11 protein-coding genes are annotated in these 13,855 nt (G+C 45.8%); 2 read left to right on the forward strand and 9 right to left on the reverse strand.

Annotated features, from left to right (window positions below; translation table 11 throughout):
• Positions 1–112: 112 nt before the first annotated feature.
• The 5 genes from ACJJII_RS11440 to ACJJII_RS11460 form a co-directional block, all read right to left on the reverse strand.
• A complete protein-coding gene (locus ACJJII_RS11440) occupies positions 113–499 on the reverse strand; it encodes a type II toxin-antitoxin system YafO family toxin (protein WP_108732066.1) in 387 nt (128 codons plus the stop codon).
• Positions 500–664: 165 nt separating this feature from the next.
• On the reverse strand, positions 665–1,027 hold the full coding sequence (locus tag ACJJII_RS11445; RefSeq protein ID WP_444906197.1) for a hypothetical protein: 363 nt from the start codon (positions 1,025–1,027) through the stop codon (positions 665–667).
• Between the two features lie 563 nt (positions 1,028–1,590).
• Positions 1,591–2,055 (reverse strand): DUF4262 domain-containing protein, encoded by a 465-nt coding sequence (locus ACJJII_RS11450; RefSeq protein ID WP_444906196.1) that lies wholly within the window; start codon positions 2,053–2,055, stop codon positions 1,591–1,593.
• Between the two features lie 61 nt (positions 2,056–2,116).
• Positions 2,117–2,620, reverse strand: coding sequence for a hypothetical protein (locus tag ACJJII_RS11455; RefSeq protein ID WP_444906195.1), 504 nt, complete (start codon positions 2,618–2,620; stop codon positions 2,117–2,119).
• A gap of 787 nt (positions 2,621–3,407) precedes the next feature.
• Positions 3,408–4,136, reverse strand: coding sequence for an SMI1/KNR4 family protein (locus tag ACJJII_RS11460; RefSeq protein ID WP_444919226.1), 729 nt, complete (start codon positions 4,134–4,136; stop codon positions 3,408–3,410).
• Between the two features lie 504 nt (positions 4,137–4,640).
• Between ACJJII_RS11460 and ACJJII_RS11465 the strand changes: the two genes are divergently transcribed.
• The gene (locus tag ACJJII_RS11465; RefSeq protein ID WP_444919227.1) at positions 4,641–5,627 is read left to right on the forward strand and encodes a transposase; all 987 of its coding nucleotides are present in this window, start codon (positions 4,641–4,643) and stop codon (positions 5,625–5,627) included.
• Positions 5,628–6,209: 582 nt separating this feature from the next.
• Here the strand turns inward: ACJJII_RS11465 and ACJJII_RS11470 are convergent.
• Positions 6,210–8,033, reverse strand: coding sequence for an ATP-binding protein (locus tag ACJJII_RS11470; protein ID WP_444902077.1), 1,824 nt, complete (start codon positions 8,031–8,033; stop codon positions 6,210–6,212).
• A gap of 937 nt (positions 8,034–8,970) precedes the next feature.
• On the opposite strand from ACJJII_RS11470, the gene csrA reads away from it, so the two are divergent.
• Positions 8,971–9,159: a carbon storage regulator CsrA gene (csrA, locus tag ACJJII_RS11475; RefSeq protein WP_444919228.1), complete on the forward strand. Its 189-nt coding sequence runs from the start codon at positions 8,971–8,973 to the stop codon at positions 9,157–9,159.
• A gap of 101 nt (positions 9,160–9,260) precedes the next feature.
• On the opposite strand, the gene ACJJII_RS11480 is transcribed toward csrA, so the two are convergent.
• The 3 genes from ACJJII_RS11480 to ACJJII_RS11490 form a co-directional block, all read right to left on the reverse strand.
• Complete coding sequence (locus ACJJII_RS11480) at positions 9,261–9,665, reverse strand: ABZJ_00895 family protein (protein ID WP_444919229.1); 405 nt, start codon at positions 9,663–9,665, stop codon at positions 9,261–9,263.
• Between the two features lie 96 nt (positions 9,666–9,761).
• The gene (locus ACJJII_RS11485; RefSeq protein WP_444919230.1) at positions 9,762–10,385 is read right to left on the reverse strand and encodes a suppressor of fused domain protein; all 624 of its coding nucleotides are present in this window, start codon (positions 10,383–10,385) and stop codon (positions 9,762–9,764) included.
• Between the two features lie 535 nt (positions 10,386–10,920).
• The gene (locus tag ACJJII_RS11490) at positions 10,921–13,695 is read right to left on the reverse strand and encodes a valine--tRNA ligase (RefSeq protein WP_444919231.1); all 2,775 of its coding nucleotides are present in this window, start codon (positions 13,693–13,695) and stop codon (positions 10,921–10,923) included.
• Positions 13,696–13,855 lie beyond the last annotated feature (160 nt).

Raw genomic sequence — 13,855 nt, forward strand, 5'->3', positions numbered from 1 at the left:
ACACTATCGCTGGGTAGAAACTCATTATGGATAGGCAACTATCCATTGCGGACCCGCACGATGGGGGATGTGGGGGCCGGTAGTTAGATGCTACCGGCTACCGGATTTAGCATTAGACTTTAGATCTAAAACCCTCAGCAATTTCTGCCATATCCAGCATGAAATTGATATTTCTAGCCCTCTCATGCGCTCTATCTATAACTGCGATTAGCAAGTATGCATTCGGATTCATAAAACCGCGACAATATAAAAGATGTAGATTGCTCAACCTTCGAAACTGGACAATATTTAAGCTCCATTTTTCATTGCCTTTCAGATGGATATGATGCATATCTGCTTTGAGTACAGCATCTGGACGATTGTATGAGGCATCTCGACCAAAGAGTAGCGGAGCATTTCCGGATTTTTTATACGTTCTGAACTCCGATACAAGACTAGCCAATTCCGACTCTGGCATCGTATCCCGTATTAGAGAAGAGGTAAAAACCTTTACTTCCATTCGGTAAATTCCTCAGTATTACTCTTTTCTTTCTTCCTTTTTTCCAAGGCCTTATCGGTATTTTTAGACGATATAATTAGCGATGATTCAGAGATGGGCTTTTGAGTTGTATGTTTAACGGAATATTTCACGTTAATTTGAGTATTCTTTTTCATGCAATAGGCCTTAATTGGATGCAACGATTTCTTTGAATATTTTCATGCCCTTGAAGATCGAATAACAGCCGATATCATCCTCTGTGTATTTTTGAGATGGAAGTTTTTCTAACATTTCCTTAGCTGAGAAATTAAATTCAGCTAAAGTTGAGATAAGTGGTAATAGACCATTCTCAGGATCATCCGGTTTGAAATAATATTCAGTCGAATTGGATTCGCCTTCATATATATTGATTACCAAATAGGCATCATCTCCTTCGCCGAATATTTTTAAATTGCAATCTACATTATCTAAAGAAACGTCCTTTTCATTTACGATGAAATCCATCCATTGATAGAGGCTATTTAGGTTTTCGTAACTTATAGATTTCATTAATTTTTCTCGATCTTTGCTATCGACTCAATTTGCGGCAAGCGTCAGCAAGTCCAGCCACGCAGTGGCGAACAATATTGACTTGGTACGCCCAATGGACGCGGACTAATGGGTGAAAGTCCCCAGTAGGAAAATCACCGTTTAATGGGCGCCATTAAATGCTAACTACTAGCGAATGGCAACTGAAATACCGTGAGGTCTTGTGGGGAGGAAGCCGCTAGTAAGACTACGAGCTGGCGAACAGAAACATCTCATAAGAGTTAGCCTGGAGGCGAGGTGGCCAAGGGCACCGAAGCCGGGTGATCTAACGGTTAGAGTCAATGACGCAGTTGTGGAGTGGAAGATCACGTTCTTATCTGGGGAGATCTGTTTAGCTTTCTGCTGTGAAGTTGTCGGCGTTGCTGCTGACTCAGAAGTAGCACTGCCATGATACTCAACTCAAATGAAGATCTGCTCAAGACTTTCGTTGGGTCGAGATTCATTACGGATAGAGAACCGCCCATTGCGGACCCGTACGATGGTTGGTGTGGGGGCCGGTAGCTAGAAGCTACCGGCTATCCGATTTAAATTTCTTTAAGCAACCCATCATCGTTTAGGATTGGTTGCGCCCACTTGTAATAATCTGACTTATTTTCATTCCAAGGCCAAACGCCATCGGTGGTAGGCCATATCATCTGAAGTACTTCAAAATCGTCTCCATCATGCAGCCACAGCCCCCACCCAAAGTACTCTTCAAAGTGTCTTTTTGTTACTTTTATAAAACACACATCAAAGTCACCAAGAAAGCCTGAATAATACTTCCCTGGTTCAAAGACTTCGCCCTCAAGAAGTCGATTTTTATAGTTATTCGCCATAGAATGAGCTAGCTCAGACTTTAGCCCCATAATTAGAACATCAGGCTTATTTTGCTGCTTATTTATGCCGATAGAATATGTAAATGAAGGCTCACCATCTCCTTCCATCACATTAAGAACATGGCATCCATATTCTTCAATATCATCAAGTGCCTTTTGATCTCTCTCATCCATCTTAATACTACTTTAGAAATTTAACGTCCCGCGAAGGCTCGGAGTATACTACCTGCGTTTGTTAAAGGGACTTGGCACACCATTGTGCTACTGCCACTTTAGCATCAAACTCAGACTCATTAACCTTTTCTCCAGAGCTAGCTGCGCACTCATTACTGCCACACGTATAGCCAAGAGCACGATCTACTTCTCCATACTCTTGAATTAAGCCAACAGCTGAATTGTTACGAAGGTAAAAACGATTCTTATACGTCCCAGTTGGTACCGCAATAGGAACCGGCACTACACCAACAAATGCACCAGCGCCCGCCCATGAGGTTCCATCTTTGAAAATGAGTACTTTGCACTCCTCAAATTGATCTACAGTATCTGGATTGCCCCAATGCTCGATAATTTCAGTCTCTGAGTAAGGCGAATCTCTCTTCTCGAAAGCGAATTGATTTCTCTCTTTTCCTAAGCTGAATTTTGTTCTTACCCATTCTTTTTTCCCGTAAGTGCCAACAGCTAAACCAACACAACCAGATATCATACTTAGGGAAACTATTACGAAAATGGCTCTAATCATTGACGTACCTTTAACGCCCGTAGCGAAGAAAATTGAAGCGCAGCGCCAATTTTGTCGGTGTGCCTACGCATGATGCGTCCAGCACGGGCGTGGACTAATTGGGGTGAAAGTCCCATGTAGGAGGATCACCGTTTAATGGGCGCCATTAAATGCTAACTACCAGCGAATGGCAACTGCAATACCGCGAGGTCTGGGGGGAGGAAGCCGCTAGTAAGACTACGAGCTGGCGAACAGAAAAATCCTATAAGGCTTAGCCTGGAGACGAGGTGGCTAAGGACACCGAAGCCATGTGATCTAATGGGTAGGGTAGATGATACAGTTACGTAGTGAAAGTTCATGTTCTTATCTGGGGAGATCTGTTTAGCTTGCTGCTGTGAAGCTGCCGGCGTGGCCGTTGACTCATATGTAGGCTTAGCCCGCTAGCCACCATCGCGGAGACAGAAAAAGGTGGTGGAACACAGCAGCGCCTCGGTCAGTAATGATCAGGGTGATTAAACAGAAGTCAGCCGGCGGCATAGTAGCCTAATGCCAAGATTAATACCTTGGACATGGTGAAGCCCTGAATTCAAATTCCACGAGTTAGAAGGCAGGGCTAGCCTAGCGATATGTTTCCTGTTGGATAAAGTTGAGGTAGCGCACTGCCATGACACTCAGTTCAAATGAAGATCTGCTCGATACGATCGTTGGATAGAGATTCATTTTGGATAGGGAACCACCCATTGCGGACCTGCACGATGGGTGGTGTGGGGGCCGATAGCTAGACAATACCTGCTACCCGATTTATGTATTAGCGCTTGCCAAGAATATCTTTCCACCGTTTTGAATTGTGCCAATTAATAATATCTAGCTCTGCATCTGCGTCTAACCAGTGTTCACCATCAGCTAGAGCGTCTTCCAATAATTTGTACCTACCAGCTTCCAAGTGATTTGCAAAATCAGAATACATTTCTTCTATTGATGAAGCTGGGTTTAGCGCTATGTTATAATCTTGATCATACAAAACTATTTGACCAATCTTACCTTCTGAATTTGGATCTAAGTCTATAAACAGCCCACACCCACTAGAGTCATCTCCTATTGGAATACGCATCATGCTTGATACGGAAGTTACCTTTACACCTGGATCAGCATAATTTAATGGTGGAAAATCTTTCATATCTTTAATATTTTTTAGTCTGGAGTACTCTAGTATGACTTCTTCAATTGAATAGAACTGCAAACCATAAACAAGATTTGCAACAGCATTGCTATTTAAGCCATTGTGGATTCGATAAAGCTCTTTTAAGTCCTCAGGCAATTTTTCACCGATAGTTTCTTCCAGTTCAGTTATAGCTTCTTCGCTAGCAGGAGGGTTTAGCGCGTCCCGTATTTTAGGAGCATTTTCAGATAGCCAGCCATCTATTCGCTTCCACGAATTACGTAACGTTAAATCTGTCTTTTCTTTTTGCATATCTATATTATTTGTAGCGCAACCCAGCAAAACAAATACAACTGCCATTAAAAGTAATTTTTTCATTTCAAAGGCTCTACCCAAAAAACACATGACATCCGTAGCAGGCGTGCGTATTTTGTGTCGCCCGACTACGTTTGGTACGCCCAGCATGGGTGTGGACTAATGGGGTGAAAGTCCCCTTTAGGAAAATCACCATTTAATGGGCGCCATTAAATGCTAACTACTAGCGAATGGCAACTGCAATACCGTGATGTCTTGTGGGGAGGAAGCTGCTAGCAAAAACACGAGCTGACGAACAGAAGCATTTTATATGGCCTGGAGGCGAGGTGGCCAAGGACACCGAAGCCAAGCGATCAAATGGGTAGGGTCAATGATGCAGTTGTGTAGTGAAAGTTCTCGTTCTTATCTGGGGAGATCTGTGTAGCTTGTGCTGTGAAGCTGTCAGCGTGGTCGGTGTTAATCCTGGACACCCACCAAATAGAAAGTACAAACCGCCATCCCTATTGACAAAAGATTGAAATTCCACAAAATACTGTATTTTTATACATGCAAATGCGCGTGCAGCCGATGACTCTACCGCGAAGCACCCAGATATCTCTTGATGCAACACCGTACTATCACTGTGTCTCCCGCTGTGTACGGCGTGCATTTCTATGTGGCAGAGATACTGAATCCGGAAAAGATTACGAGCATCGGCGCGAATGGATTGAAAGCCGTATGCATAAGTTAGCCGAGGTGTTTGCGCTAGATATTGCCGCCTATGCAGTAATGAGTAATCACTACCATATAGTGCTCTATATCGACACAAAATCAGCTAACAAGTGGTCTCTTACAGAGGTAATTACTCGCTGGAAAAAACTCTTCAAAGCCTCTAGCTTGGCCCAGCGCTATCTTCAGGGCGATACTCTCGATCACGCTGAGGAAGACAGGCTAAAAGAGGTCGTTTCCCTATGGCGGGAGCGTCTAATGGATATCAGCTGGTTTATGCGCTGTTTAAATGAATCCATCGCCCGCCAGGCCAATGCTGAAGACAACTGTACAGGCCGCTTTTGGGAGGGCCGGTTCAAGTCTCAGGCTTTACTGGATGAAAGAGCACTCGCCGCTTGTATGGCCTACGTAGACCTTAACCCCATCCGTGCCAATATTGCCAAGACACCTGAAGAGTCTGATTACACTTCGATTCAACAGCGTATTCGTGCGGCAGTCTCAGGTAAGCAGCCCAAAAATCTACTTCCGTTTGTCGGCGGTGAGCGTTTGAATATGCCGAAAGGGCTTCCTTTCCAGCTGGATCACTATTTGGAGTTAGTGGACTGGAGCGGCCGGCATTTAGACCCAAGAAAACGGGGTTGTATTGCCGAAAACATACCTCCTATTCTGGAGCGACTCGGCATTTCACCCAAGCACTGGCTTTATTTCAGCCGGAACTTTGAAAGTCGCTTTAAAGGCTTGGTGGGATCGGTAGAGGTTGTACAAAAAGTTTGTGCTCAACTCGATAAACGCTGGGTACACGGTATAAGCGACTGTCGGCGCCTCCTCTCATCTACGCCCTGCTAATCTACCCCGGCCTCAAGTACTCAACAGCACGATTACCGCCCTTTAATCGAAAAACAGCGATCCCAATAGCCTGAAGACCAATTCCAAGTACTTAATCTCCTTTACCTGTAAACCAAAGAGAAAGAGCCGCCAGAGAGGGAGCTAGCTCTATTGCCGGTACCACTCTCTAGTCTTTGGCTGTCCTAGATTGCTGTCCTTTGGGGAGGAAGCCGCTAGCAAGACAGCGAGCTGGCGAACAGAAACATCCTATAAGGCTTAGCCTGGAGGTGAGGTGGCCAAGAGCACCGAAACGGGGTGGTCTAAAAGGTAGAGTCAATGATACAGCTGGGCATGATTCATGGGTGTCCTATTTGTGCCGCCAATTCCAAGTATTTAATCTCCTTTACCTGTAAACCAAAGAGAAAGAGCCGCCAGAGAGGGAGCTAGCTCTATTGACGGCGCCACCCCCCAGTCATTAGATTGCCCTCTAATGGTAATTTCGTTTAACGTTATATTCTCGGAATCTTTCCTTAGAGTTAACGTCTCAAACACCAGCGTAGCAATGCTGCGCCAGCGTTCTTTGACTTGTTATAACCCGCTACACTAGTTTAGAAAACCAGCCATTGTAGTGAACCACTCTTTCACTTCTCCGTTAGGGTCTCTTTCATGAATCATATTCGCAGTCATAAGTGGAAAAGCTCTTTCTGCAAGGCGTATTTTGGCATTACTATCTTTCATAACACCATCATATTCTTGTGCAGCTGAATATGCTTCTGCGAAAACCTTAGGCGTTGCTTTTCCATCCTCATTAGGTTGGTCTGTTACAACAACATCTACATCAAAAGCCTCTTTTATTACATCTGAGTGCAGGTAACTCTCGATTTCATGTTTTTGTGTAATGAAACCAATTGAACCGTCGCCACGCGCGTTAACTTGCTCAATTATACCAACATAACTAGACACATCAGCATCGTAGATGTGCATTTCAGGTCGTCCGAAACCTTTTAGATAATTATCGTTCACCCAATGTTTTAAATTACCACCGCCTAGAACAACGAAAGCGACTCTTTCATCAGTAGTTAAATCAGGAATCGAATTATCTTCTAGATGTAATGCGCGGCTTAGCGATTTTAATGCTTTGACGTCTGTTGGGCCTTCAACACAGCAAATTAACTTAACTCGGCTATCTGGCGTCACTCCAAGAGTTTCTGCTACTTTTCCGAGTACATCTACTCCACTTTCTATGCAAGGTTTGGCATTTTCATCTCGTGTAACGAAACGAATACCTTCTATTGGAAGATCACTAGCAAATCCAGGGTTATGAGTCGTAAGTATTACCTGACAATTATGTTCACTCGCAAGATCTGAAAAAGCCTGTTGGAGTATCTTTTGATTGTTGGGATGTTGAGCGGTTTCAGGCTCCTCTACAGCGTAAATAATTCCTTTTTTGCTACCTTGAGTGAGGAGCCTTTCTGCTTCAGCCTTAAAGAAACTAACTAAGACCAATCGGCGCACACCGCTTCCACGTTTATTTAATGGTATACCATCCGTACTAAGGCTTACGGAAAATAAGCCTGTCCATTTCGCTGGAGTCGGAGGAGTAAAATCGGGAACTAGTTCTGATGCAAGAGTTTTATCTATGGTTTTAAGTGCTTTATGAGTATTACTGGCAATCTCTTCCGTCCTTACTTTTACTCTTTTCTGAATTCGTTCAATATCATCCTTAACTTCGGCTATTGCAGTAGCAACAGCTGCCTTCATAGGATCTTGAACTTCTCCATCTGAATCTTTACTACTCCTATCACTTTGAAACAGGGCAAACAAAGGCAAATACTTGTCAAGTTGCTCCCAGATTCTTTTGCTATCTTCTTTAGGTTTTGTTACCGGTATCTCTATCTCTTGAAGTTCCAAGTTTTCAGCATTTTCCCATATAGCTTTTCGCATTAGAGGGTTGCCTTTAAGTGCGCTATCAATGCCCTGATCTTTTATTATTTTCTGCAGATCTTTTTCTTTAAGTTCAAGTAAGCTGTTTATGCCAGCAGCTGTAGGGTGGTGAGCAATAATAAAAACATCACAACTTGGCGTTTTCTTTCCACAATCAAAGACCTTTTTAATTTTTAAGGTTGACTCAGATGTCAATAAATATTCGTTTCCTAGTGTAGTTTCATGCCCACTATCAAGGATTATTTTGTCTGGAAGCTTCGTGAATTCACAGGTGATACAAACCACTTTATCATCGTTAGAGATGTTTGCATCATCTTGGCTAATCTTTACTGTATCATTGTTAAAGAAGATCTCTAAAGCTTCTAATACAGTAGACTTTCCTATATCGTTCTTGCCAATAAAAGTAGTAAGGTCATCTATCTGAACCTTAACGCGGTCTTTGTAGCAGCGTATATTTTCGATTTCTACTGATATAAGCTTCATGAAAATTCCTTTTAAGGGTTATAGCAGTGTATTCAAAAGCAGTCGTATTATATCACCAGTCAATATATTTCAAGAGGAGAAAAACCCTCTAGCCAGAAAAAACATACAATCAGTATGTTAGCCTGCACCGGTGGAAAATTACTCTAGTGAATATATTGCGTCTGTATTATATCCCGATATTTTGCTGCTTTTGATCACAGATGTAAACTAGCTAAAATTCAACAAGTTAACGTTCTTTTTTCTGTGGATATGTGTAGCTGCTCTTAATCCTCGAAATAGAGAACACAGAAAAGTAACAGCCTGTATATAAAAACAACAAAGTGAAGCCTCTAGGGATGATCTATTGTTTCTGGATTCCAAGCTGAAAAGCAGTGAAGAATACCAGCCTTAACGACCATTTTTATACGCGACTGAAATTTTTCAATGCATGAGCAACCAAAAATATAGGCACAAAAATAATCTTATTGGATTTTATTCAGTTTGTTTTAGTGTCAAAGCTGCGTAAAATCGGTGGATATTTATCGGTATTTGGGTCGTCATTGAACAGCCTGCTAAAGGCCGATGACCAAAGATATCCGAGAGAATCAAGAATTTTCTAAAAACCATTCCCTCAAAGGAGAACGGTAGCGTGACGTAAGAGTAAGTAAAAGGCGCTGACCCAAGGTGGTGGAACACCTGGGGCCAGCTAACCAAATTGATAATCGACCTATCAAAATGGCTATATGGATCATACGCTAGAAACCCGCTCGTCTTCAATAAAGTGGAGTCCATTCAGTAGTTTGGGGCATGTCCCTTGGCTCTGGAAGCGTTGCGTCTGCCTTTTCTACCTCTATGCCTACCGTTCTCGCGCTCCACCTAATACTTCCTTAAAAGTTACTTTCAAATCCTTCCATTAAGGGAGGTCTACGCATGGTTTGAGTATTCATAGGAAGCAATTATGTTGATCTTAAAGCGCCGGAAGGGTGAAAACTTACGGATTGGAGCGAACGTCTCAATTACGGTATTGGAAGTTAAGGGTAATCAGGTAAAGATAGGTATACGTGCTCCCAAATCTCTGCCCGTTCACCGTGAGGAAATCTATAGGCGTTTACAAAAGGAGAGGGTGTTGGGGGATGGAGTTGGTTGAGATTACGGTGCGCACGAAGCAGCGGCGCGCGTTGGTGTGTCCAGTAGGGAAGGCAAAACCAAAGCGAAGCGGCGGTTTTGACGTCCCTCTGGCTGGTCTTCTTAACTCTCTATGATGCCTTGCTTAATTAGTGTTTTTTTCGCAAACCCTACGAAGAAATAGATAGCGACTGCATGAATAGCTCCGATAATCGCAACTGAGAACAAAAGAACTGAACCGCTTACTTCATGACCAGATTCGGAAAGTGCGATAGCTCCGAAAATAGCTTGAATAAGCATGTTAATTGTGATGAGACCAATCACTACCCTGGTTTTTTCACCTTTATTGAAATAGCGACGATTCTTATTCGCAAAAGAAGAACATACCCAAAATATCGTGCCTAATAATATTCCGATATTTACGCCGCTACTACTGCTAAGGCCAAAATAGTTAAGTGTAAATCCTACGATGAAAATCAGTGTTATATAAGTTAAAGTGAACCGGGTTAATACTCCTCGGATACTCATTACTTCTCCTTGTGTAGTTAGTGCCCTCAGCATAAGCGAGGAGCGCGACGACGAGTCTAGCTGGATGGGCGTTTATGGCTGAGCTCGTTATATGATTTATGCCACACTTTCTCGTTCCTTATTTGTGACCAAGCCACCTGCGTTACTAATTATTTTTTGTCTTATCTCATCAGATGATGTTTCTTTTGCAGCCTCTAATTCTGATGGTGTGATACCCACAACCTGAACAAGATCGACTGCCCCAGATTTAATGGCAAAGTTTTTTGGGAAATTCACAGGGTGAGTAAACATCATCGTTTTTATGGAGGTAGAAAGTGCAAGGGGAACACGGTGCCCATAATAAAGGGGCGGAAAATTGCCCATCTGACCGGAAATGAGAAGTAAATTATAAGCCATTAAGGTTTGTAAAACTCCAATTGCCCAATCCGCCTCTTCGTCTGTTTCCATGACAAACTCTACGCCCAATCCAGAAAACTCTTCTGGTTCCTCAGTCTCCCAAGGGTTGGACATACCAGATGTAACATAAGCCCAGGTATTCCTTGTTTCGGATGGCTGACTCTTGAAAACTCCATGCGTTAACCAGCGAGGATCAACAGCCTTAGCATTCATACGATCAAAGGTTTCGTTTGATAAAGTATAAATTCCGGGTCCTAGATCACCAAATATTCCCCTGTATATTGTTTCTTCTCGTTCTTTCCAGGAATCTTCAAGGAAGCTCATACTTTTTCCTTCACATAATATTTATATAGTAATCAATCTGATCACTATTATCATGATTACCATCCTGGAATCAATCTAGCGAAAAAATGCGTAAAACCTTGAGGAATCAATAAATCACACATAAGCTTGAACTCTTGTCCCAAATAAAAAATGATCACTTTGCCCACTATCCCCACGGAATAGACTTTCTCTAACTCCCTAGACCTTTCAATCTATCGGGATCTTTATAAAAAATAGCAGTCAAGCCGATTGTAAATCATATTGATTTCTTATCAGGTACTTATGAGAGTTGAAAAATGGAGCGGTATTAGAAGTGTTTTAGCGCGCTTTAGGTCGTATACCACTTCGGTAAAGCTGACAAATCCATAAGCGAAGCAGGTAAATTGAGTACATACTCAGGTTCTGAAGTTGATAGAAAATCGAAAGGCTTTAGGGCAAGAAGGGGTTGCTTGATTTATATCAAAAAAAGAAAAGGGGGCAGCGCCCCCTTTTTTAAATCAGATCCGCTCTTCATCAGAGCGGATTACCAGAACCATTAAAGGTTACTGATTTCCTCAAGTTGCTGTTGCAGGCGCTCGTGAGCACCTTTCATTTCTGCAAGCTTGCCCTTCTCCTTGGCAACAACGGCTTCGGGGGCTTTGTCTACAAACTTGGGATTGTTGAGCTTGCCTTCAACCCGTGCCAGCTCTTGAGATAGCTTATCAATCTCTTTTTGTAGGCGGGCGCTCTCGGCTTTAACGTCGATCAGGCCGGCCATGGGTACCAGCAATTCCATATCGCCTACCAGGGCGGTGGCGGAGGCGGGTGCAGCTTCTCCACTTTCCAGCCAGGTGATTTCTTCGAGGCTCGCCAGTTTGATCAGCAGGCTGCGGGCTTGCTCCAGCAGTTCTTTGTCACGGTTGGAACCGCCGCGCAGGATCAGTGGGATTTTCTTCGCTGGGGAAATATTCATTTCACCGCGAATATTACGCACGCCTTCAATAACCTGCTTCAACCAGGCAACGGCCGCTTCCGCTTCTTCGTCGATCTTGCTGCTGTCGGCTTCCGGGTATTGCTGCAGCATAATGGTGTCACCGTTGGAACCGGCGAGGGTTTTTACACGCTGCCAGATTTCTTCGGTGATAAACGGCATCAGTGGGTGAGCCAGACGCAAAATGGTTTCCAGTACGCGGATCAGGGTGCGGCGGGTGCCCTTCTTCACTGCGTCGGAGGCGTTGTCGTCCCACAGTACCGGCTTGGACAGCTCCAGGTACCAGCTGCAGTATTCGCTCCAAATAAAGTCGTACAGGGCCTGGGAGGCGAGGTCGAAGCGGTAGGTGTCCATGGCTTCGCGCACGGTAATCTCGGTGCGCTGCAGTTGGGAAATAATCCAGCGGTCAGCGATGGTCAGTTCATAGTCGCTGCTGTTGTCCTGGCCACAGTCCTGTCCTTCGCAGTTTTGCAGCACGTAGCGGGAGGCATTCCAGATCTTGTTACAGAAATTGCGGAAGCCTTCGATACGGCCCACATCAAACTTGATGTCGCGGCCGGTGGATGCCAGTGAGTAGTAGGTGTAGCGCAGGGCATCGGTACCAAAAGCAGAGAAACCTTCGGGGAAGTCCTTGCGGGTTTGCTTTTCGATTTTCTCGCGCAGGTGCGGCTGCATCAGGCCGCTGGTGCGTTTCTGTACCAGGCTCTCCAGGTCGATACCGTCGATCAGGTCGATGGGATCGATCACGTTGCCCTTGGACTTGGACATCTTCTGGCCGTGGTTATCGCGCACCAGGCCGTGCACGTACACGGTGTTAAACGGTACTTCCTTCTTGAAGTAAAGGGTCAGCATCATCATACGTGCGACCCAGAAGAAAATAATATCGAAGCCGGTGACCAGTACGGAGCTGGGGTGGAAGGCTTTCAGTTCTTCGGTATCTTCTGGCCAGCCCAGGGTGCCGAAGGTCCACAGGCCGGAGGAGAACCAGGTGTCGAGTACGTCGTCGTCCTGGCGCAGGCTGATATCGGCGCCCAGGTTGTGCTTCTCGCGCACTTCCTCTTCGCTACGGCCAACGTAGACTTTACCTTCGTTGTCGTACCAGGCGGGGATGCGGTGGCCCCACCACAGCTGACGGGAAATACACCAATCCTGGATATCGCGCATCCAGGAGAAGTACATGTTTTCGTAGTTTTTCGGTACGAACTCAACGCGGCCATCTTCAACGGCGGCGATGGCTTCATCGGCCAGGGGCTGGGTTTTTACGTACCATTGATCGGTGAGCCAGGGCTCAATCACGGCGCCGGAGCGGTCTCCGTGAGGTACCTTGAGGGTGTGGGGCTCTACTTTTTCCAGCAGGCCGAGGGCGTCCAGGTCATCGACAATTTGTGTGCGCGCGGCAAAGCGCTCCATGCCCCGGTATTTTTCCGGCACTGCGTCGTTCAGGTGGGCGTCGGCATCGAGGATGTTGATCATCTCGAGGTTGTGGCGCTGGCCCATTTCGTAGTCGTTGAAGTCGTGGGCTGGGGTGATTTTCACACAACCGGTGCCGAATTCACGATCGACGTATTCGTCGGCAATAATCGGGATCTCGCGATCCGCCAGGGGTAGCTTGATGGTCTTGCCAATCAGGTGCTGGTAGCGCTCGTCTTCCGGGTGTACGGCTACGGCGGTATCACCGAGCATGGTTTCCGGGCGGGTAGTGGCGACTACCAAGTGGCCGGAGCCGTCGGAGAGCGGGTAGCGGAAGTGCCACAGGTGACCCTGCTTCTCTTCGTTTAATACTTCCAGATCTGAGATCGCAGTGTGGAATTTCGGGTCCCAGTTCACCAGGCGCTTGCCGCGATAAATCAGGCCGTCTTCATACAGTTTGATAAAGACTTCCTGCACCGCTTTGTAGAAGCCGTCGTCCATGGTGAAGCGTTCGCGGGACCAGTCGGGGCTGGCGCCCAGGCGACGCAGCTGGCGGGTAATGGTACCGCCGGACTCTTCTTTCCACTCCCAGACCTTCTCAATAAACTTGTCGCGGCCCAGGTCGTGGCGGGATACGCCTTCGGCGCCCAGCAGGCGCTCTACCACCATCTGGGTGGCGATACCGGCATGGTCGGTGCCCACTTGCCACAGGGTGTTGTCTCCTTGCATGCGGTGGTAGCGAATCAGGGCGTCCATGATGGACTCCTGGAAACCGTGGCCCATATGCAGGCTGCCGGTGACGTTCGGCGGCGGGATCATAATGCTGTAGGGCTTGGCCTCAGTATCCCCGGAAGGCTTGAAGTAGCCGTTCTCCTCCCAGGTTTTGTACCACTGCTGTTCGATGGCGTTGGGCTGGTATGTTTTGTCCATGCGGGCGGGAAACCTTGTGTTTAACTGACTGCGTGCACAGCGTTTTGGCTCAGGATAGTCTGGTGCTTGCTCGGGCTGCGCGGAAAAGGCGGCAATTATACCGCCGGGGTCTGGTGGGCAAAAGGCGGTATTTGAGCTTAGGGAGTTATTCAGAGGCTCC

The organism is Microbulbifer maximicatervae (SeqCode) (genome assembly GCF_052467825.1).